The sequence below is a fragment of the Nodosilinea sp. FACHB-141 genome, from assembly GCF_014696135.1.
Classification (GTDB): Bacteria; Cyanobacteriota; Cyanobacteriia; order Phormidesmidales; family Phormidesmidaceae; genus Nodosilinea.
Genome location: NZ_JACJPP010000011.1, coordinates 417,650 through 437,136 on the forward strand (window position 1 = coordinate 417,650; position 19,487 = coordinate 437,136).

Annotated in this window: 14 protein-coding genes; 7 read left to right on the forward strand and 7 right to left on the reverse strand. The window is 55.5% G+C overall.

Features of this window, described 5'->3' with window-relative positions; translation table 11 throughout:
- The first annotated feature begins 22 nt into the window (after nt 1-22).
- The 3 genes from H6F59_RS27600 (at nt 23) to H6F59_RS10460 (ending at nt 3,683) form a co-directional block, all read left to right on the forward strand.
- Nucleotides 23-394, forward strand: coding sequence for an NINE protein (locus H6F59_RS27600; protein WP_190523220.1), 372 nt, complete (start codon nt 23-25; stop codon nt 392-394).
- 10 nt (nt 395-404) lie between these two features.
- Nucleotides 405-932: a ComEA family DNA-binding protein gene (locus H6F59_RS10455; RefSeq protein ID WP_313887177.1), complete on the forward strand. Its 528-nt coding sequence runs from the start codon at nt 405-407 to the stop codon at nt 930-932.
- A gap of 351 nt (nt 933-1,283) precedes the next feature.
- On the forward strand, nt 1,284-3,683 hold the full coding sequence (locus H6F59_RS10460; RefSeq protein ID WP_190698668.1) for a phosphoketolase: 2,400 nt from the start codon (nt 1,284-1,286) through the stop codon (nt 3,681-3,683).
- Nucleotides 3,684-3,698: 15 nt separating this feature from the next.
- Here the strand turns inward: H6F59_RS10460 and H6F59_RS10465 are convergent, their stop codons facing one another.
- The 5 genes from H6F59_RS10465 to htpG form a co-directional block, all read right to left on the reverse strand.
- The gene (locus H6F59_RS10465) at nt 3,699-5,084 is read right to left on the reverse strand and encodes an FAD-containing oxidoreductase (RefSeq protein ID WP_190698671.1); all 1,386 of its coding nucleotides are present in this window, start codon (nt 5,082-5,084) and stop codon (nt 3,699-3,701) included.
- Entirely contained in the window at nt 5,084-5,542 is a 459-nt protein-coding gene (locus H6F59_RS10470; RefSeq protein WP_190698675.1) for a DUF4126 family protein, read from the reverse strand. The genes H6F59_RS10465 and H6F59_RS10470 overlap by 1 nt, the downstream gene beginning before the upstream one ends.
- A 368-nt stretch (nt 5,543-5,910) precedes the next feature.
- A complete protein-coding gene (locus H6F59_RS10475; RefSeq protein ID WP_190698678.1) occupies nt 5,911-6,369 on the reverse strand; it encodes a hypothetical protein in 459 nt (152 codons plus the stop codon).
- 222 nt (nt 6,370-6,591) lie between these two features.
- Nucleotides 6,592-6,885, reverse strand: coding sequence for a transcriptional regulator (locus tag H6F59_RS27605; RefSeq protein WP_348251233.1), 294 nt, complete (start codon nt 6,883-6,885; stop codon nt 6,592-6,594).
- Nucleotides 6,886-7,312: 427 nt separating this feature from the next.
- Nucleotides 7,313-9,286: a molecular chaperone HtpG gene (gene htpG / locus H6F59_RS10480; protein ID WP_190698682.1), complete on the reverse strand. Its 1,974-nt coding sequence runs from the start codon at nt 9,284-9,286 to the stop codon at nt 7,313-7,315.
- A gap of 1,090 nt (nt 9,287-10,376) precedes the next feature.
- Between htpG and H6F59_RS10485 the strand changes: the two genes are divergently transcribed.
- Entirely contained in the window at nt 10,377-13,430 is a 3,054-nt protein-coding gene (locus H6F59_RS10485; protein WP_190698685.1) for an ATP-binding protein, read from the forward strand.
- Nucleotides 13,414-15,618 carry an EAL domain-containing protein gene (locus tag H6F59_RS10490; protein WP_190698689.1) on the forward strand — a complete coding sequence of 735 codons (2,205 nt, stop codon included), beginning with the start codon at nt 13,414-13,416 and terminating at the stop codon, nt 15,616-15,618. The genes H6F59_RS10485 and H6F59_RS10490 overlap by 17 nt, the downstream gene beginning before the upstream one ends.
- A gap of 3 nt (nt 15,619-15,621) precedes the next feature.
- Here H6F59_RS10490 and H6F59_RS10495 read toward each other — a convergent pair whose 3' ends face one another.
- On the reverse strand, nt 15,622-16,218 hold the full coding sequence (locus H6F59_RS10495; protein ID WP_190698692.1) for a YdeI family protein: 597 nt from the start codon (nt 16,216-16,218) through the stop codon (nt 15,622-15,624).
- Between the two features lie 118 nt (nt 16,219-16,336).
- A complete protein-coding gene (gene dnaA / locus H6F59_RS10500; RefSeq protein WP_190698696.1) occupies nt 16,337-17,758 on the reverse strand; it encodes a chromosomal replication initiator protein DnaA in 1,422 nt (473 codons plus the stop codon).
- Nucleotides 17,759-18,166: 408 nt separating this feature from the next.
- Here dnaA and def point away from each other — a divergent pair, with 408 nt between their 5' ends.
- Both def and H6F59_RS10510 read left to right on the forward strand, forming a co-directional pair.
- Nucleotides 18,167-18,718 (forward strand): peptide deformylase, encoded by a 552-nt coding sequence (gene def / locus H6F59_RS10505; protein WP_190698699.1) that lies wholly within the window; start codon nt 18,167-18,169, stop codon nt 18,716-18,718.
- Between the two features lie 212 nt (nt 18,719-18,930).
- Nucleotides 18,931-19,311, forward strand: a complete 381-nt coding sequence (locus H6F59_RS10510; RefSeq protein ID WP_313887178.1) for a hypothetical protein — start codon at nt 18,931-18,933, stop codon at nt 19,309-19,311.
- The last annotated feature ends 176 nt before the right edge of the window (nt 19,312-19,487 follow it).

Below are 19,487 nucleotides of genomic sequence, written 5' to 3' on the forward strand. Positions count from 1 at the left end.
CTCCATACGATAGCGAAGGGCAATGATGTTGGCAGAGCGTTCCCGTCGAACAGCCGTCATTCTAGCGTGGCTGGGGGTATTAGCCCCAGTGTCAGGATTCCACAAGTTTTACCTAGGCCAGCCCTTTTGGGGCACTCTCTATCTGCTCCTGAGCTGGACTCCCCTTCCTCGAGTTGCCTGTGCCGTTGAAGGTCTTATGCTAATGGCCCAACCTCTTAGTGCCTTTGCCCCATCAGAGTCTTCCACCAGTCAAGCTAAGGGGGGCCTTGACCCAGCCCAGATTAGCGCCCTTGGGGTGGCCCTGCGGGAGCTAGACACCCTGCGCCAGGAGGGGCTGATTTCGGAGCTGGAGTTTGAGCAGAAGCGACGTCAGCTTTTAGATCAAGTGGCCTAGGGATGCGACAGTGCTAAAACGTTGGCAAGGCCTGAAGGCACAGTTACATCCCCTGGCGGCTCGCCTGAGCCAACCGAACTATCGGCTCCAGTCTTACCAGGAGGTTGAGGTGGCAGCCAAGCTGGGGTTCACTCTGGATGTAAACCGGGCGACGGTTGATGACTGGCTGCGGTTGCCTGGGCTGTCGATTCGCCAAGCCCAAGGGTTGGTGCGCCTGCGCCAGGCTGGAGTGCAGTTTCATTGCCTAGAAGATCTGGCGGCGGCCTTGGGAACGGCCCCGTCCCAGCTGACCCCCCTGGCTGCGGTACTGTCGTTTTGCTACTACGAGGAGCACTGCGGTACTCTGCCCACGGTGAGTTTAAACCAGGCCACCCTCTCGCAACTGTGTGGCCTGCCAGGTATGCCTCTCGCGCTGGCCCAAGCGGTAGTGCAGGAGCGATCGCAGCGCGGCCCCTACCAAGATCTAGCCGATCTCCAGCGTCGTCTGGGTCTAGCCCCAGAGCTGGTGCAGACCCTAATGTATTATCTACGGCCCTAGCTATAGCGCCCAATCAGCATTACGAAATAGCTGTAGCAATGCCTACAAAAAGTAGCTGGTTCAACTCGTTTTGTGGAGTTGACCAAGGAGCGATCGCACCTATCTTAGGGTCAGTTTTGAGGCGTAAATAATTCTTTAGAGGCATAGAAATAAAACTATGAATTGCGATCGCTGACAAGCTTCAAAGGCTTGCCTGGTAAAGTTCGTAGACTTTTTGGCTATCTTAATCAAAACTTAGTTTCAAGAAAGTATTGTCTAGACAATAGAAAATGCTCTAGAACGTTACCTAGGCACGAAAACCCTGTTTTTAATGCTTCAGAGATAGCGAGCACTTTTGCTGGAATTAACGCCATGGTAGTAGCCTCCCCGCCCCAAACCAAGCCCCTCACCGATGAGGAATTGCGCAAAACGCACGCCTATTGGCGAGCCTGCAACTACCTCGCCGTAGGCATGATCTACCTGCGCAGTAACCCTCTGCTAAAGGAACCCCTCAAGGCTGAGCACGTCAAGCACCGCCTGCTGGGCCACTGGGGAGCTTCGCCCGCCCTGAGCTTTACCTACATCCACTGCAACCGGCTGATCAAAAAGTACGACCTCAATATGATCTTTGTGGCTGGGCCAGGCCACGGTGCGCCAGGGGTACTGGGGCCGGTCTATTTAGAAGGCACCTACTCTGAGATCTATCCCGATAAGAGCATGGATGAAGACGGCATGCGCCGCTTCTTCAAACAGTTTTCGTTCCCTGGCCACATTGGCAGCCACGTTACCCCCGAAACCCCTGGCTCGATTCACGAGGGGGGCGAACTGGGCTATAGCCTCTCGCACTCCTTTGGGGCCGCCCTCGACAACCCCGAGCTAATCGTCGCCTGCGTTGTGGGAGACGGAGAGGCAGAAACGGGGGCTCTAGCCACCTCCTGGCACTCCAACAAATTTATCAACCCGGCCCGCGACGGTGCGGTGCTGCCCATTCTCAACCTGAACGGATACAAGATTGCCAATCCGTCTATCCTCTCGCGGGTTTCCCACGAAGAGCTGGAGGCGCTGTTTGTGGGCTATGGCTACACGCCCTATTTTGTCGAGGGCAGCGACCCGGCCGAGGTGCATCAGCAAATGGCTGCGGTCATGGAAGAGTGCATTCTCAAGATCAAAGACATTCAGCAAAACGCTCGCGTCAACGGCAACCAGGAGCGCCCTCGCTGGCCAATGATTGTGCTGCGCACCCCCAAAGGCTGGACGGGACCTAAAGAGGTGGATGGCCACAAAGTAGAGGGGTTTTGGCGGGCCCACCAAGTGCCGATGGGCGGCATGCACAGTAACCCCGAACACCTGCGCCTGCTCGAAGAGTGGATGCGCAGCTACGACCCTGAGGAACTGTTCGACGAAAACGGTAGCCTAATTCCTGAGCTGAAGGATTTGTCCCCGGTGGGCCACCGCCGCATGGGCGATAACCCAAACGCCAACGGCGGTATGCTGCGGAAGGCGCTGAAGATGCCTGACTTCCGCGAGTATGCGATCGACGTGCCCAAGCCCGGCAGCGTGGAGTTTGAGAATACCAAGGCCCTGGGCATTCTGATGCGCGAGATTATGCGCGACAACCCCAACAACTTCCGCTTGATGGGACCGGATGAAACGGCCTCTAACCGGCTGAACCCGGTATACGAGGTCTCCCAAAAGGCTTGGATGGCTGACTTTTTGCCCGAAGACCTCGATGGTGGCGAACTGTCGCAGGACGGCCGAGTGATGGAGATGCTTAGCGAGCACACCCTTCAGGGCTGGCTGGAGGGCTATTTGCTCACGGGTCGCCACGGCATGTTTCACAGCTATGAAGCCTTTGCCCATGTGGTCAGCTCGATGTTTAACCAGCATGCCAAGTGGCTGGATATCTGCAAAAACCACGTGCCCTGGCGGCGATCGGTGTCGTCACTGAATATTTTGCTGTCGTCGCTGGTGTGGCGACAAGACCACAACGGCTTTAGCCACCAAGACCCCGGCTATGTCGACTTGGTGACCAACAAAAGCCCTGACGTGGTGCGGGTTTACTTTCCGCCCGATGCCAATTGCCTGCTGTCGGTGGCCGACCACTGCTTCCGCAGCATCGACTACATCAACGTGATTGTCTCCGACAAGCAGAGCCACCTCCAGTACCTCAATATGGAGCAGGCGGTGACCCACTGTACTAAGGGATTGGGCATTTGGGACTGGGCCAGCAACGACGACTGCGGCACCGAGCCGGATAATCCTGACGTGGTGATGGCCTGCTGCGGCGACATCGTTACCAAAGAATCGCTGGCGGCGACCGCTATTCTGCGAGAAGAGTTTCCCCACTTGAAGGTGCGGTTTGTCAACGTGGTTGACCTATTTACCTTAATTTCGTCTGGGGAGCACCCCCACGGGCTCAGCGATCGCAACTTCGACTCACTATTTACTCCGGACAAGCCGATTGTCTTCAACTTCCACGGTTATCCCTGGCTGATTCACAAGCTGGTGTATCGCCGCTCAAACCAAGACCGCATCCACGTGCGGGGCTATAAAGAGCAGGGCAACATCAACACCCCGCTAGAGCTGGCGATTAACAACGAGATCGATCGCTTCAACTTGGTGATCGACGTGATCGACCGGGTGCCCAAGCTGGGTTCGGCGGCGGCCCACGTGAAGGAGAAGATGAAGAACAAGATCATTGAGTGCCTTACCTATGCCCACACCGAGGGCAAAGATCAGGATGAAATCGTCAACTGGCAGTGGCCCTATTAGGCGGGGGCGGTGTCTTCAGGTGGGCGAAAGCGGCTGCATTTCGCCCACCACTGTGGGGAGCAGCTCAGACACCGTGGGGTGAATGGGCACTGCCCTTTGCAGGGTGGTGTAGGGCTGGTCGGCAGTCATGATGTCGATCAGTCCGTGAATGGCCTCATCGCCGCCAACGCCCAAAATTGCCGCTCCGAAAATGCGTTGGGTCCCGGCATCGGCCACAATTTTGATTAAGCCCTGGCTCTCGCCCTTCTCAATGGCGCGCCCCACTCTTGTCATCGGTCTAGTGCCCATCAGCAGGGGGCGGCCAGTGGCTCGCGCCTGGGCCTCGGTCATGCCGACGCGCCCCAGGGGAGGGTCGGTGTAGAGAGCGTAGGCGGGAATGCGATCGCTCACCCGCCTAGCCTCACCATCGAGCAGATTGGCGGCGACAATCTCAAAATCGTTGTAGGCGGTATGGGTGAAGGCACCTCGGCCATTGCAGTCGCCCAAGGCCCAAATGCCCGGCACGCTGGTGCGGAGTTGGTCATCGACGGTGATGTAGCCGTGCTCGTCTATGGCGATACCGGCGCGATCGAGGCCCAGATCGTCGGTGTTGGGCTGGCGCCCTACCGCCAGCAGGACGTGGCTGCCAATCACCTCGGGTTCACCGTCGGTGCAGTCAAGGTGTACCGACGCGCCGTCAGCATGGGGGGCAAAGGCAATGCATTCGGCCCCCGTGCGCACCTGCACACCCTCGGCTTCGAGCACGTCTCGAATTGCGGTGGATATGTCTTCATCCTCCCGAGAAACCAGGCGCGGGCCTTTTTCAACCACCGTTACCGCTGCTCCGAAGCGACGGTAAATCTGGGCAAACTCTAGGCCGATGTAGCTGCCGCCCACTATCACCAAATGACGGGGCAGACTGTCGAGCGCCAGCATGGAGGTATTGGTCAGATAGTCGATCTTCTCGATGCCGGGCATTTTGGGCACCCGCGCCCGCCCGCCCACATTGATGAAAATTTGCGGCGCGGTCAGGAGTTCGTCGCCGACCCGCAGGGTGTTTGCGCTTTCAAAGCGAGCCTGACCACGGAATACGGTCAAGCGCTCCATGCTGCCGAGCCAAGCTTCCTGCCCACTGCGGGAGTTGGCGACCACGGCGTTAACCCGCGCCTTGACCTGGGCCATATCGACCGCGATCGCGCCCGAGATCACCACGCCATAGTCGGCGGCGCGGTGGGCTAAGTGCGCCGCGTAGGCGCTGGCAACCAGCGTTTTGGTCGGCGTGCAGCCGGTGTTGACGCAGGTGCCGCCAAACAGATGTCGCTCAATCAGCGCTACGGTCATGCCCGCCGCAGTCAGCCGTCCAGCCAGCGGTGGCCCCGCTTGACCAGCCCCAATGATCAGCGCATCAAAGGATTGAGTCATTACAGCAACCCCACGACTAAAACTGCGCCAACTATGGCGATCGCATCTTCGATCAGCGCCGCCGGTAGGTCGCGGCCTAGGGCTTTAGCGAGCCGAGACCGGGCTGCCGCGCCGCCCAGTGTGCCAATTACCGCACCAACAATACCGGCAATTAGTCCGCCTACCCACGTGCCGCTGGGTAGGGCGATCGCTGCCCCTGAGAGGGCTCCACTGACAATGCGAGCGCCAAACTGGACCGGAACCTTGCGACTAGGCGTAAAGGGAAGTTGATCGGTGACGAATTCGCCCAGTGCCAGCGCCGATAAGATCCAGGGGGTGAAACGGTAGCCCAGGAAAGCGAGCCAACTGCCGTCAAGGTTAAGGTAGCCCAGGTAGGCGGCCCAGCTGACAGCGGCGATCGCGGTCATGGTGCGTAGACCGGCAATGATGCCTATCAGCAGCGCCAGCAAGTAAACCATAGGGCAGCCTCAACGGTTTGCATTCAATCACGGTCGCCTAGTCTGTGTTCTATTTCGCCCAAAACTCACAAATAGACCAGCGCTAATTGATATAGCGACTGTCTACAATCCGGCTTGTGAGAACTTCAATAAACGAAGGTTAAGAACCGATTTATCGTCTCGGGCACTGCGATGGCGAAATCATGGCATACATAATTAATAGAGTCAACGACTTCTATAAAGAGAGCCTTGACCTGTGCAAATATCGTTACCTTTAGCTGTTTAAGAGATAGAGATAGCCTGTTGGGATGGTAAGTTTGATAAATAACTACGCTCTGGCAGCTTGGTCAAAGAACGCTTCTAAAGGATTCATCTAACTCGTTGAATTGCTAATTTGCAGAAACTTCTAGCGGGTTGTACTCGATCTTGACCCTGTCTCCGTATTTGATATTTGGTATGGGTGGCGCAATTATTTCAATGATGGAAGGATTCTGAAAGTTGCGCTTTTTGGTCTCTGGGTGAGGGTAGTAGATCCAGCTGTTATAAGTTGAGGTTTGGAACAAAACCCGACAGCGAGAGAAGGAAAAGTCTTCGGGAGGATGGCGATCGGTCCACTCGACCTGGCGAAATGTGAGTTCAGGATCGGTGAGCTGAAAGGTTCTGGGATTAATCGAAATATTGAGTGTTCCTTTAAAGTATTCTGTTAGATCTAACCCTAAAGCTGCAAAAAACGGCATTTGCATTTCAATTGTCCCGCTAGGATAGGGACAATTTGCAGCAGAGCCGGAAGCTACTTGGTGGCCATGCTCTACAATTCCTGTAACAGTTTGCCAATGTCTATGAGTCATCCAGAAATACTTGACTGTGATGGATATCTTATAGAAAGCTTAATTCTCATCTAACTAAAAGCAAGCCTATTTACAACTCATTTCTCGATAAAATCTGTTTAATTAATAGTAGTTGCTTTCTGAATTTATTTACTCAAATTGAAGCTAATTCAAAGTTAATTACCATGGCAACCTGTCAAAGGAATTGCTATTCTTTCGCCTATCTTTCTATTAATAACACGCTCAAGCGGGCTTCAAATCGATGGTGAGACCCACAGCGTTGAGCACAGCCACAAAGGTTTCAAGAGTTGGGTTTTCTCCCTCTGCTAAGACCCTTTGTAGAGGCTTACTATGGCCATCAGTATTGCTCTCTTGCGTGATCTGCCTAGCTTCAACTACATTTCTTAAGGCCAACACAAAAGCTTCCCTGTTGCCATCCTTCAATGCCTCATCCAAAGCAGTTTTTAGGTACAGAGCTGCATAGTCTGGGTTAGCTAACCTCACCAGCAAGTCAGTTCGATAATCTTTCACTGGCATTATTCAACCCTCCCGCTGTTCATCCTGATACATTGCCCAGAGCCGTTGCGCTGTCTGAACATCTTTATTCTGACCTTTCTTATCGCCGCCGACCAACAACAGTACAACTCGCCTGCCTGCTAAACCATAGTAGACCCGATAGCCGGGGCAAAAAAGAACCGTAGCTCATAAACCCCTTCGCCAACGCTCTTGCGATCGCCAAAATTTCCTAGACTGACTCGGTCAAGCCGAACATCAATTCGGGCCTGGGTTTGAGCATCTAGGTTCGCAAACCACTCATCAAAGGGGCAAGCCCCCTGTGATGTCGTGTATTTTTGAAGTTCCCAATACTCCTGACTCATCGCTGCCTTAGTTCTGTTAAAAACCCAAAATCCCCGATTTCTTTAAGAAACCGGGGATCTATCAATAGAGTAACTTTCTTACCGCTCTATCGCTCGGTGAGCTTGGTCAGCAGTGTGTTCGATCGCTCCACAAAGGTCTTCATGCCGTTGGCATCAAAGCCCTTTTGAGCCATTAGCGCCGTGTCGTAGATTTGGTTGCAGATCATCGTCGCCATATCACCCGCCGGAGAGCTACCCCCGTCGGCCCCAATAATCGTGCTCTGGCTCAGACCTAGCAGGTTTTGAATCAGCGGGTGAGCCGTGTTCACCATCAGCACGTGGTCGTCGGGGAACTGCATCTCCTGCTGCTGAATCATTGCCATGGTTTCCTGCATGCGGCGGGCTTCTTCAGGCAGCAGCACCATGGCCGGGGGTGCGCCTTCGCCTTTCAGCGCCTGGGGTTTGACGTTCACGCGAGGGCGATTGATCGCCTGCTCAAACATCTCTTTGATCTGGTCGTCGCGGGTTTTGTTGGTGGCTGGGTCTACAATTTCGCTCTGCTTCTCTTTATCGAGCAGGGTGTCATCCAGATCCGCATCGACGCGGACGAATTTCACGTCGGAGTATTCGCGCTCCAGGGTCGGAATAAAGTGGGTGTCGATGAACGAATCCATGAACAGCAGCTCAAGGCCCTGGCTCCTGAATAGCTCAATGTAAGTGGCCTGGGAGACTTCGTCGGTGGCGTAGAAGACGCGATTTTCGTGCTTGTCTTTGTTGCGCTCTAGGTACTCTTGCAGGGTGGTGTAGAAGTTGCCCTTGGCATCGGTGGCGGGCTTATTGTCCGACACTTCTGACCAGGCGTCGCCCTCATCGGTCTGCACTTCGACCTTAGCGGCCTCGGTATCACCCAGTTTGGCGGTGGTGCGGAAGATGAGAATGTCTTTGACTTGCTCTTTGAACTTGTCGTCGTTGAGGGAGCCAAATTTGACGAAGTTGCCCAGGTCTTGCCAACTGGCAATGTACTTGGCGGGGTCGTCGCGGTACAGAGCTTTGAGGCTGTCGCCCACTTTCTTGGCGATGTAGTCGGCGATGCGGCGCACGGTGCGATCGCCCTGCAAGAAGCTCCGGCTCACGTTCAGCGGAATGTCGGTGCTGTCGATCACGCCGCGTAGGGGCAGTAGGAAGCGGGGCACCACTTCTTCGCAATTGTCGGTGACGAAGACCTGGTTGCAGTAGAGCTTAATGCTGCTCTTGGTGATGTCGATGTCGGGCTTGAGCTTCGGAAAGTAGAGAATGCCGTTGACCACGAAGGGGTAGTCAGTGTTGAGGTGAATCCACAGCAGCGGGTCTTCCTGGAAAGGATACAGGTAGCGGTAGAACTCCAGGTAGTCTTCGTCGGTGAGGCTACTGGGCGATTGCTTCCAGGGGGCTTCGTGCTTGTTAACGACCTCGCCGTCAATCTTGATCGGCACTGGCATGAAGTCGCAGTAGGTCTTAATCAACTGCCGAATGCGGGCGGGCTCCAGATATTCTTCTTCGCCCTCCATCAGGGTAAGGGTGATGGTGGTGCCGACAGTGGTGCGATCGGAGGCGCTCAGCTCAAACTGGGTCGAGCCGTCGCAGCTCCAGTGCACAGCTTCGGACCCTTCTTTATAGGAGAAGGTGTCAATCTCAACGGTGGAGGCCACCATGAACGATGAGTAAAAGCCGAGGCCAAAGTGACCAATGATTGGGTCTTCGGCAGCACTGTCTTTGTACTTGGTGATGAACTCTTCGGCGCTGGAGAAGGCTACCTGGTTGATGTACTTTTTGATCTCCTCAGCGGTCATACCGATGCCGGTGTCGGAGATGCTGAGGGTCTTCTTGTCTTTGTCAAACTTAATTTCAATCTCGGGGGCACTGATATCGCCGGAGTACTCGCCCGATCGCGCCACCATGGAGAGCTTTTTGATGGCGTCGACGGCGTTAGAAACCAGCTCCCGAAGAAAGATCTCGTGCTCGGAGTAGAGCGCTTTTTTGATGATCGGAAAAATATTCTCGGTATGGATCGAGATATTACCCTGTTCCAGAATCGTCGTCATGGCGGTTCGGTGGTGGTTCAACTATGGGTTACTTAAAGGCAATTTTTGACCGAGACGACGAATTCCACAAGCGGCGATCTCTGTACTAAGAGGTTCGGTTGACCCTACTCACTAAGGTAGAGAGTGCCCGAAGCGACAGTTGAGGCCCACGTCGATGCCAGTTCAGCCCGCTTAATGGACGTTCCACCTTCCAGCGTTTGGGCAAGGGCTCAAATGCTTTGCTAAGGAGCTAATGACCTTAGCTTAGTCCCAATCATCAGCCACACGGCGAGGGCAAAGCATCGCTGCTATAGCCTTTGTCAGCCCAAAGCACCCTCCCGCTTAAGCCTCGTGGCATACTCTTCGACCATTTACCGGCAGATGAGGCCCGCGACCTTTGCTATTTAGCGGCGATCGCATGCGCTTGATTTTGCTCAAGAGGGGCGATCGCTGATACTCATAATCTAGAGTGAGTCTCGCCGTTAACCCATATTATGTATTTCGGTTCACCGACTAATTCTGGAAGCTGTGAAAACAATCAGAAGATCTGTCTTAATAATGATTCATTTTCCTAAATTTGTTCTGAGCTAATCAACCCAAATAGACCCTATCAAATATATCTCTTTTGAGCGATTGAAGAATGGTGATCTTTACCTGAGTAATGGCTTAGCGTAGTCCCTCAAACTAATCTTGAGGGTGCATTTTCTGCACCATAGCCTACCCTATCGCTTCTAGGTTGCCAATCTTGTGCTTAGTAAAGCGAGGAAAATTCCCGACCGAAATTTTCTTCCATGGAAGCAGAAGTTACTGAAAAACGAACTTTAAAAACTTGATTCAACAGTATAGACGCTGAACCAGCAGGTTAAGAAAAGTAAGGATGTGTATCGAATTTAAGCCCAAACAGCGTTCACTTAAGAATATTCGGTCACTCTAACTGGTTCTCGGCTGGTTAACTTTGGTTGCTGAGTCGGTTTTATTGGGGGCTGGGAACCCTATAAGCAGAGGTGGCGGCGCTAATAGGCCAAAGGTAAGCATTACAAAACGCTAAGTGCCTAAAGCGTGACTATGGATGCAGGCCCTATTGGCATGGACAACGCAGCAATTAGGAATTATGAACAACGTTGTAGGAGACTTGTCGGCGCAGCAGCAGCGGAGAGCGGCTCGGCGGAGCTCTTTCGGGTTCATTATTCTGTTGATTTTAGGGGCCCTGGGAAACTATTTTCGCTGGTCATTCTTTTTTCATATTGACTTTCTCTTTGGCACAATTGCCGTGTGGCTTGTGCTCAGCTATTATGGCGTTCGCTGGGGCGCAGTGGCGGCGATAGTGGCCTCCAGCATCACATACTTTCTCTGGAATCACCCCTACGCCATTGTTATTTTTGCCGCTGAATTTTTGTTTGTTGCGTTTTTTTATGCGCGCCACTCTCGGCGTAATTTGGTGCTGGTCAACGCCATTTACTGGGTACTCATTGGCATGCCGCTGGTGTGGTTGTTTTACTACCTGGTTTTAAGGGTAGACACCAACCAAACCCAAATCATTATGCTCAAGCAGGGGGTCAACGGCATTTTTAATGCCTTGGTGGCTAGTCTGCTGCTGTCCTACACCCCCATCCATCAGTGGATAGGACGGCCCCAGGCGGCTAGCGCGCTATCGCTTCAGCAAACTCTGTTTAACCTACTAGTGGCCGCTGCCTTCCTCCCGACGCTGATTTTGATGGCGCAAGATAGTCACGGGGTTGTAGCCCAGGTAGTGACTGAGGAGCAAATTCACCTCAATTTGGTTTCCCAGCCCTTGGCAGCTCGCATTAAGGCTTGGTACAACCTCCATGTGCGGGCGACCACAGCTCTGGCCAACATTGCTGCTCAAGGGGTGGGGTCTGCTCTATCTCCGCAGAACCAGGAGATTCTGCAAGCCCAGACCAAAACTATTCAAGCGCTAACTCCAGATTTTCGTCATTTGGTAGTTACCAACGGTGCCAACGAGATTGTGGCTGAGGCAAGTAGTGACCATGGCCCTATCCATGCGCTCAGGCTGCCTACGCTGGGCCAGGCCGCCAACGGCCTGCCTCTCCTATCCCGCGATCGCATGGGAGACCACTCCGCTCAAAACAGTACCGTGCTGCTCAGCCAGCCCGTGCTCAATCAGGGCCAGGTGCAGGGCCGCGTCTGGGGCGAGATTGATCTGTCTCCAATGAAAGACATGCTGGCAGAAACTGCCGCTGAGCTGCATTTTCAGGTGACGTTGGTCGATCAAAACCAGCAGGTGCTGCTGAGCACAAACCCTGAGCGGGGCTGGAGTAGCACCTTCGACCTGCGCCAAACAGGCGAAGTCGTAACTCTCAGCGATGGAATTTATCACTGGTTGCCGACCGACGGTAGCCCCCTGTACGTCACCCGCTGGCGCAACTCGTGGTTTGTAGAAGAACTGTCCCTGCCGGCTATTGCCGGGTGGAAGCTGATTGTCGAGTCTCCGGCCCAGCCCCACGTTCAACCGGTGCAGCAACAGCACACCAGAAGTTTATTCATTTTGCTGGTGGTCACGGCGCTGACCCTAGCCATTGCGCACTGGCTCAGTCGGCGGTTTGTGAAGCCGCTGTTTGAACTGGCCCAGGTGACTACTAACCTGCCGACCCAGGTGCAGGAGCGCCGAACGATTCAGTGGCCCACCAGCCCGTTGATAGAGCTGCGATCGCTGGTGCAAAACTTCCAGCAGATGGCCGTCACCCTGACCCAAAAATTCCAGGAATTGCAGCAGGCTAAGCAAACCGCAGAGGTGGCAAACCAGGCCAAAAGCGAGTTTTTGGCCAATATGAGCCACGAGCTGCGTACCCCCCTCAACGCTATTTTGGGTTTTACTAACCTGCTGCATCGCCAGCCCGCCCTAGCCTCCCACCGGCCGGAGCTCGACTTAATCAAATCTAGCGGCGAGCACCTGCTTGACCTAATTAACGATGTGCTTGATCTGGCCAAGATTGAGGCTGGGCGCATGACCCTCAAGGCCGCTGCCTTTAACTTGCTCGACTTTATCGCCAACCTAGAGAGTATGTTTTCGTTGCGAGCCCAGGCTAAGTCTATTGGCTTCGCCGTTGAGCGCGGTGCTGAGCTGCCGCAGTTTGTCCAGGCTGATGAGCGCAAGCTGCGCCAGGTGATCATGAACCTGCTCAACAATGCGATTAAATTTACCGAGGCGGGGAAAGTGACGCTGCGGGTTCTGTGGTCGCCGCAGCGGGAGGGCTGGCTGCGGTTTGAGGTAATCGATTCTGGCTTCGGCGTTGCCCCTGAGGAGATGAATCTACTGTTCCGATCGTTCTCGCAAACCGAGTCTGGGCGGAGTAGCAACGAAGGCACTGGTCTGGGGCTGCGTATTTGCGATCAGCTGATTCAGCTCATGGGAGGCATGATTGAGGTGCAAAGCCAGCCTGGCCAGGGGTCGCAGTTTACGGTGCAGGTGCCGGTAGCGGGGGCGATCGCCGCTCAGCTGACGACGCTCTCCTCAACCCGTCAGGCCACGGGGCTAGCCCCTGACCAGCTGCCCTATCGGCTGCTGGTGGTCGATGACCAGTTCAGCAATCGCCGGTTGCTGATGCAGTTATTAAGCGACCTGGGGTTTGAGGTGCGCGAGGCCTGCCATGGTCGAGAGGCGATCGCCCAGTGGCAAGACTGGCAGCCCCACCTGATCTGGATGGATATGCGCATGCCGGTGATGGATGGCTACGAGGCTACCCGCCAGATCAAGGCCCAAGTGCAGGGGCAGGCCACCGCCATCATTGCTCTCACTGCCAGCGTCTTTGACGAAGAAAAATCGCTGGTGCTGTCAGCGGGCTGCGACGACTTTGTCCGCAAGCCGTTTGAGCCGACGGTGATTGTCGACAAGCTGGAGCAGCACCTGGGGGTGCAGTTTGTCTATACCGAGCCCCCGGCCCTGGCCCCCGCTGCTGAGACGGCTCCCTGTCCAGCGGGTAGCCTAGCTATGATGCCCCAGGACTGGTGCGATCGCCTTTACCACGCCGCTACCCAGGCCGACCAGAAAGCTCTGTTTCACCTGCTCGAGGCCCTGCCGGATGAGCAGGAGTCCCACCGTCAAGTTTTGCAAAGCTGGGTAGCCAACTTCCAATTTGACAAGCTGATGTCCCTCTGCCGGCGCGAAGATGAGCGAACGCCCTAACCCCAAGCCCACCATTCTGATCGTCGATGACGTTCCCGACAATCTGCATCTGCTGATTCGGGAGCTGGGGGAGCAGGCCTACGAAACGCGGGGCGTCTTAACAGGGGCTATGGCCCTCACGGTGGCTCGCTCAACCCCTATCGACTTGATTTTGCTCGACATCATGCTGCCCGATACCGACGGCTACAGCGTGTGTGAAACCCTCAAGGCTGACCCTGCCACCCGCGATATTCCGGTTATTTTTATTAGCGCCCTCGACGAAGCCCTCGACAAGGTCAAAGCCTTTGCGGTGGGGGGCGTAGACTATATTTCTAAGCCCTTCAGAACCGCAGAAGTGATAGCTCGGGTTAACACTCAACTCAGTCTCCGCCAGGCCCAGCGTCAGCTGCAGCAGTTTAACCAGGCGCTAGAGCAGCAGGTGCAGCAGCGCACCTATGAGCTGGGGGAGGTCAACAAATCGCTGCTGTCTGAAATTCAGGTGCGGCAGCAAGCGGAGCAAGATCTGCGCAATAGCGAAATTCGCTATCGCCTCATCGCCGACAACATGAGCGATCTGGTCTGTCTGCACAACACCGAGGGAGAATTTTTATACGTCAGCCCGTCAGTTCAAACCCTGCTGGGCTACGCCGCCACCGACCTGCTCGGCAAGCGCCTCCAGGATTTTTGCCATCCGGCCGATAGTCACTGCATTCAGCTCCAGTTTCAACCCTTGCCGGAGCAAGGCGAATCGAGCACCAGCTGCTATCGGTTTCGGTGTCAGTCGGGCCACCACATCTGGCTTGAAACCCTGGCTAAGCCAGTGCTCGATGACGCAGGGGCGATCACCGGCATTGTCACCAGCTCGCGGGATGTGAGCCGCCGGGTTGAAGTCGAACATCGGTTGCGCCACGATGCCCTGCACGATGCCCTTACCCAACTGCCCAACCGTGACTGGTTGGCCAAACGCCTGGAGCTAGAGCTGATGCAGTGCAGCTGGTATGGCGGTCATCGCTTTGGCCTGCTGATGGTTGACCTCGATCGCTTCAAGGCGGTGAACGATAGCCTGGGTCACTTGCTCGGCGACAAACTGCTGGTGGCCGTGGCCAACTTGCTCAAGGGCTGCGTTCGCGATATCGATATGGTGTCGCGCTGGGGCGGCGACGAGTTTGTGATTTTCCTAGAGAGAATTACTGACGCCAACGAAGTCATTCAGGTCGCTAATCGCATTCAAGCCACGCTCGAAAACCCGATCGCCCTCGACGGCAAAATTATTTTTACCTCCGTCAGCATTGGCATTTTGATTGGCGATGGTGCCTACGCCAACAGCAACGACATTTTTAGGGATGTGGATATTGCCCTTTACCGGGCTAAGGAGATGGGGCGCAACCGCTACGAAATTTTTAGTCTAGAAATGTACCAGCAGGCGATCGCCCGGCTCAACCTCGAAAACGAACTGCGTTTAGCCATCCAGCAGCAGCACTTTGTGGTGCACTACCAGCCGATTGTGTCGCTCAAAACGCGATCGCTGCTGGGGTTCGAGGCCTTGGCCCGGTGGCAGCACCCCACCCAAGGGCTGATTATGCCCGGCGAGTTCATCGACCTAGCCGAAGATACTGGGCTGATTAAGCCCCTCGGCGGGCAAATTTTGCGTCAGGTGTGCGAAACCCTGAGCCAGTGGAGCGCTTCCTATTCCCTAGGCAATGGTTTTCAAGTCAGCGTCAATGTGTCGGGCCAGCAGTTTCGCGACCCGGCCTTTATCCACACCGTCGACCGGATTTTGGTCGACACCGGGGTGGCGGGTCGCTGGCTTAAGTTTGAGATCACCGAGCGCATTTTGCTAGAGCAATCAGAGAGCATTGCCAGCACCCTAGCGGCGATTCGCAGTCGCGGCATTGAGCTCAGCATTGACGACTTTGGCACCGGCTACTCGTCCCTGCGCTACCTCAGTCAGTTTTCGGTGCAAACCCTCAAAATTGATCGCTCCTTTGTCAACCAAATGCAGCCCACTCGCCAGGGCATTGTGCAGGCCATTGTCGATTTGGCCCACAACCTGGAGATGACCTGTATTGCCGAAGGGGTCGAAACCGAACTGCAGCTTAACCAACTGCTCAGCCTGGGGTGTGAGGCGGCCCAGGGGTATTTTTTCGCTCGCCCCCTGCCTGTGGAGGCGGCGACTCAGATGCTTGAGGGCGATCGCCGGTTGCCCTAGCCCCTAGCCGGGGCGTTTGGGCCAGCTATTAGCGCGAAGGTTTTGGGCGGCCAGCTCTACGGTTTCGGCAATGCGGCGCGTGCGGGTTTCGGCCCGTTTGGCGCTGGCAATCCATTCCAAAATGCCCCGCTTTGCCGAACGCGGAAAAGCCTCAAAATTTGCTCTGGCCAACTCATTCTCGGCTAAGGCCGTTGCCAGATCCGTCGGCACCTCCAGGCGCTCGATCGCATCCAGCAACTCCCACGACCCATCCTGTTTCGCCGCCTCAATTTTTGCCAGCCCTGGCGGCATCATTAGCCCCGCCTCGCTTAGGGCAGCAATCCGCTTTTTGTTAAGCGCCGACCAGCCGGTACCCGGCTGGCGCGGGGCCATCCACAGCATGGTGCGCTCGTCGTCGAGCTTGTTGCCCTTGCTGTCGATCCAGCCAAAGCACAGCGCTTCTTCCACCACCTCATCGTAGGAAACGTGGGGCTTACCCGGCCGTTTCTTATAGGTGATCAGCCATAACCCTTCAGTCCGCGAGTGATTTGTCGCCAACCACTCGCGCCACTCAGCGCGGCTTTCAACTTGAACAGAGTTGTTGGGCGCTTCAGTCGCCATGGCAGTCAGGACAAGTCATCCTCAAGCCTCAGCATACTCAATCCACGCCTCGTTCTGCTTCAGCAACATCCCAACTCATCCACCCATCCACCTATCCACCCTCCTACCCACCCACCCTTCACCGTCCCCGCTCGGACATACTCAGGCGATCGCCCAGTTGCCGAATGGTCTGGGCCAGATCTAAATCGCGCTTCAAGAGTTTCTCGATTTTGGTATAGCTGTAAAGCACCGTGGTGTGGTCTTTGCCGCCAAAGGCATCGCCAATTTTGGGCAGGCTGAGATCGGTGTGGCGGCGCATTAGATACATGCCCACCTGACGGGCCTGGCTGATTTCCCGCCGTCGTGAGGATCCCTTTAAATCTTCCACCGAGACGCCAAACTTTTCCGCCACCACCGCCAGCACCGAGCTAGGCGAGGCTTCGACTTTATCTGCTGGAGGGTTCAGCACCGCCGTCAAGTGTTCGACGGTCATGGGCAGACCCGAGATCGAGGTGTAGGCGAGGGCGCGAATCAGCGCCCCCTCCAGCTCGCGAACATTCGAGGTGTAGCTGGCTGCAATATACTCAAGCGCCTCTCGAGGCAGCTCCACCTGCTCGTACTCCGCCTTCTTTTGCAGAATAGCGATTCGGGTCTCGTAGTCGGGGGTTTGAATGTCGGCAATCAGGCCCATGGAAAACCGCGAGATCAGCCGGTCTTGTAGCCGCATAATCTGGTTGGGGGGCCGGTCTGAGGCCAGCACAATCTGCTTGCCCGCCTCGTGGAGCGTGTTGAAGGTGTGGAAGAACTCTTCCTGGGTGTACTCCTTGCCCTCAATAAACTGAATGTCATCTACCAGCAAAATATCCACATCCCGGTAGTGGGAGCGAAAGTGCTGCATGCTGTCGCGGCGAATGGCGGTGATCAGGTCGTTGGTGAACTGTTCTGTGCTGACGTAGGCCACCCGCGCCTGGGGGGCAACTTCCTGCCGGTAGTGGCCGATGGACTGCATCAGATGGGTCTTGCCCAGGCCCACTCCGCCGCACAAAAACAGCGGGTTAAACTCACGCCCTGGTGACTCGGCTACCGCCAGAGCCGCCGCATGGGCCATGCGGTTGTTGGCCCCCACCACAAAGCGCGAAAACACCGCTTTGTGGTTGAGGTCGTTGTAATTTTCCCGAGTCGGGGCGGGCGAGTCCGCCGGCATTGCCCGGGTGGGCAACCCTGGGGTCGAGCGAGCGGGTAGGGTCGGGGCCGAGGTTGGCCAGTTGACCTCAGCCATGGGCCGCAGCGCCGCCGAGGTGTCATCCCCGTCGGGTACCACCGTTACCTGAAGCTCAATAGCCTTGCCCAAAATATTGTTGACGACCTGAGTGATGGTGCCTGCATAGTGCTTCTGCACCCAGTTGCGGGAAAAAGGGTTGGGGGTCGATATCACCAGGGCGCGATCGCTCAGGGTTTGCGCCTGAGCAGGCTTAATCCAGGTTTCAAAGGTGGGTCGGCTCAGCTCCACCTGAAGCTGATTCAAAACCTCTTCCCACAACCGATCCAGGGCCTGGTCCACGGTTTACCTCGTAAATAACCGCTGCCCGAAGGCAGACATCGCGCATGATTAACTGATCGGGCTACCACTCCCTAGCCCGCTAGCATTCTGATGCCAGAACTGGGGCTTTCCAGGGCCGTGGAACCGTTTGTCCCGAACCTTAGCTGTAGACCGGGGCAGCCCAGTCCAACAGCTATTGGAAGATCTATAGGGTACTAGATATACAGATAAAAAATGTCCCTAATTCTACATATAGCGTTTTAGCAAAATTTGGATCCAGTGATGCTCCAATTAAGCGAGGCACTAGAGGCGTCCCGCTGGTCTATTGAACCATAGGACCCTAGCCTCTGGGAAAGATATATACAATGGCTACAATATTGCTCACCTAACCCCGCCCCTGGCTCATCCTTTGACACCTAAGGCCTATCTATGACCACCCCAGAGTCTTCGTCGCCATCGCCTTCGCTACTGACCCTGGGCCATCCGGTGCTGCGCCAGGTCGCCCAGCCCGTGACCGCGTTAGATGGATCGGTACAACAGCTGATTGATCAGCTATTGACCACAGTGCGCACCGCCAACGGCGTCGGCATTGCCGCCCCCCAGCTGGGCCACTCGCTACGGATACTGGTGATCGCCTCGCGCCCCAACCTGCGCTACCCCCACGCCCCTCTGATGGAGCCGACGGTGCTGATTAATCCTCGTCTAGTCTCGGCTAGCGATGAGCTAGAGCTGGGCTGGGAGGGCTGTCTCAGCGTGCCAGGGGTGCGGGGCCAGGTGCCGCGCCATCAAACCGTAGAGGTGGAATACTGCGATCGCCACGGACAAGCCTACCGTCAAATTTGGCAGGGCTTCGTCGCCCGTATTTTTCAGCACGAAGTCGACCATCTAGACGGCAAGGTGTTTCTCGACCGAGTGCAGTCTGAGGCTGACCTGCTGACTGAAGACGCCTACCAGGCTATGGAAATCGCCAATCTTGGCTAAGGGTTGTCCAAGCTTTGCCTGACCGCATCAGTTTCTTGGCGCTAGCCAATTAATTCTTGACGGACTGTATTTCAGAATGCAACGGCCCTAGCCCGGTTTTGAAAAACATTCAGCAGAATCAGAGCCGCCCCAGGTCACTCAGTTACCCTGATACCTCTGGCCGGATAATTTCTGACCAGACTATCTGGCTGGCTAAGGCCAAAGGAAACAGCGTGAGTTCTCACCCGCAGCCCCGCATTGTTCGCCTCGACATGCTCGACACCGACTACGCCAAAATAGCGGCGGGAGAGCCCATCCCCGACGCCAAAAAGCAGCGGCTCTCCCAAGACAGCTATGACTTTACCCGCCTAGGGCAGCACATTGCCCGCTACCGCTACGGTGGGCTTGACGAACAGGGGCAAGACGACATTCTCTGCACCCTGGGCACTACCGCTGGGCTATTTACCCTAGCCGATGTTGAGGACATGAACGATCGTCTCCGTCAGACCGGCCGCTTTTACCTCACCCCTGGCGAGCGTCAGCAGGTAATCAACTGGCTAGTGGACGAGTTGGGCATCGAGTTGACTGAAGAACTGAACTCTCAGGGTGAGTAGATATAAAGCTCCATCTGTGAACATTTCATTCGCTATAGATTTATCTCTGGCTAACGAATAAAATCTGGCCCGTTCCCGGTATCTCAATGTAAACGAGTGTTTCAATCGAGTTACAACCCTTGAGAGTGGCCCAAAATGCCAAAAATCCCGTGATACGATGCCCTCGTAGCTTTTCG

What these genes read in the sequence shown, in the direction of transcription:
- H6F59_RS27600 (WP_190523220.1), top strand. Translation starts at nt 23, where the DNA reads ATGATGTTGGCAGAGCGTTCCCGTCGAACAGCCGTCATTCTAGCGTGG.
- H6F59_RS10460 (WP_190698668.1), top strand. Translation starts at nt 1,284, where the DNA reads ATGGTAGTAGCCTCCCCGCCCCAAACCAAGCCCCTCACCGATGAGGAA.
- H6F59_RS10465 (WP_190698671.1), bottom strand. Translation starts at nt 5,084, where the DNA reads ATGACTCAATCCTTTGATGCGCTGATCATTGGGGCTGGTCAAGCGGGG.
- H6F59_RS10470 (WP_190698675.1), bottom strand. Translation starts at nt 5,542, where the DNA reads ATGGTTTACTTGCTGGCGCTGCTGATAGGCATCATTGCCGGTCTACGC.
- H6F59_RS10475 (WP_190698678.1), bottom strand. Translation starts at nt 6,369, where the DNA reads ATGACTCATAGACATTGGCAAACTGTTACAGGAATTGTAGAGCATGGC.
- H6F59_RS27605 (WP_348251233.1), bottom strand. Translation starts at nt 6,885, where the DNA reads ATGCCAGTGAAAGATTATCGAACTGACTTGCTGGTGAGGTTAGCTAAC.
- htpG (WP_190698682.1), bottom strand. Translation starts at nt 9,286, where the DNA reads ATGACGACGATTCTGGAACAGGGTAATATCTCGATCCATACCGAGAAT.
- H6F59_RS10485 (WP_190698685.1), top strand. Translation starts at nt 10,377, where the DNA reads ATGAACAACGTTGTAGGAGACTTGTCGGCGCAGCAGCAGCGGAGAGCG.
- H6F59_RS10490 (WP_190698689.1), top strand. Translation starts at nt 13,414, where the DNA reads ATGAGCGAACGCCCTAACCCCAAGCCCACCATTCTGATCGTCGATGAC.
- H6F59_RS10495 (WP_190698692.1), bottom strand. Translation starts at nt 16,218, where the DNA reads ATGGCGACTGAAGCGCCCAACAACTCTGTTCAAGTTGAAAGCCGCGCT.
- def (WP_190698699.1), top strand. Translation starts at nt 18,167, where the DNA reads ATGACCACCCCAGAGTCTTCGTCGCCATCGCCTTCGCTACTGACCCTG.